This is a genomic window from Actinomyces sp. ICM39 (assembly GCF_000282935.1).
In the GTDB taxonomy this organism is placed as follows: Bacteria; Actinomycetota; Actinomycetes; order Actinomycetales; family Actinomycetaceae; genus Pauljensenia; species Pauljensenia odontolytica_B.
The window spans coordinates 1-1,266 of record NZ_ALCB01000109.1; the positions used below are offsets into that span (position 1 = coordinate 1).

At 61.5% G+C, this 1,266-nt stretch carries 1 protein-coding gene; it reads left to right on the forward strand.

All coding sequences use genetic code 11. The annotated features are described in order from the left end of the window. Positions 1–119: 119 nt before the first annotated feature. Positions 120–1,266 (forward strand): ISL3 family transposase (locus HMPREF1137_RS07410; protein ID WP_034497312.1); only part of this gene is annotated, 1,147 nt, incomplete at its 3' end.

Consider the following 1,266-nt stretch of genomic DNA (forward strand, 5'->3'; position numbering starts at 1 on the left):
GGCTCTTCATAATTGAGGGTGTGGGGGTGGTATGCGGGGTTGGGCGTGTCGTGGCCGGGTAGAGGTCGAGGTCTTCCGATGATGGGGGTTGCGACACCGTCCATCTGAAAGACCTCGACATGTCCAATGCTACCTTTGATCGCCCTGATCTGAGCGCCTTCACGGGCCTGGATGACCTAGGACTGGAAGTGATGGGTCAACGTGTAGGAGACGATCGGACCGTCTTGGCCTGCAAGGTAGTGGGTGAGGATCGGTGGTGCCGACAGTGTGGGGGTGAGGGCGTCGTACGTGACACGGTGGTCAGGCGCTTGGCTCACGTACCCTACGGGTGGCACCCCACCATGTTGCACGTGAGCGTGCGCCGCTACCGCTGCCCAGAGTGTGCTCACGTGTGGCGTCAAAACATGAGTGCAGCGGCCGACCCGCGTGCGAAGCTCTCGCGTGCGGCGGTGCGCTGGGCGCTGGTGGGCCTGGTGGTCCATCATCTGACGGTGGCGCGCGTCGCCGACGTATTGGCCGTGTCGTGGAACACTGCCAATACCGCGATCTTAGGTGAAGGCCAGCGCATGCTCATCGATGATCCTGATCGTTTCGAGGGGGTGCGTGTCATTGGCGTGGATGAACACGTGTGGCGACACACCCCATACGGGGACAAATACGTCACCGTCATCTTGGACTTGACTCCTATACGTGACCGTCGTGGTCCCTCCCGGCTCCTGGATATGATTCCGGGCCGATCCAAGCGGGTTTTCAAAACCTGGCTGGCCTCCCAGCCCGACACCTGGCGCGAGCGCATTGAGATCGTCGCGATGGATGGATTCACCGGCTTTAAGAGCGCCGCCGCCGAAGAGCTCCCAGACGCGAGGGCGGTCATGGATCCTTTCCACGTTGTGCGCCTGGCCGGTGATGCTCTCGATGAGTGCCGCAGGCGCATTCAGCAAGAACTTCACCATCGGCGCGGGCGGGCCACGGATCCCCTGTACAAGGCTCGCAGGATGTTACACACCAGATCTTGCCTGCTCACCCCACGCCAGCAACACCAGCTAGCCGACCTGTTCGCCAGCGATTGCCACGTCGCACTCGAAGTCACCTGGAGCGTCTACCAGAACATCATCGACAGCTACCGCGATCCCCACAAAATCCGCGGCAAGGCCCTAATGCAAGCCGAAATCAACACACTGACCTCCACGCGCGTACCCAGGGGTCTGACCGAGCTCATCACGCTGGGCAGAACGCTCAAACGCAGAGCCGGAGACATCTTGGCTT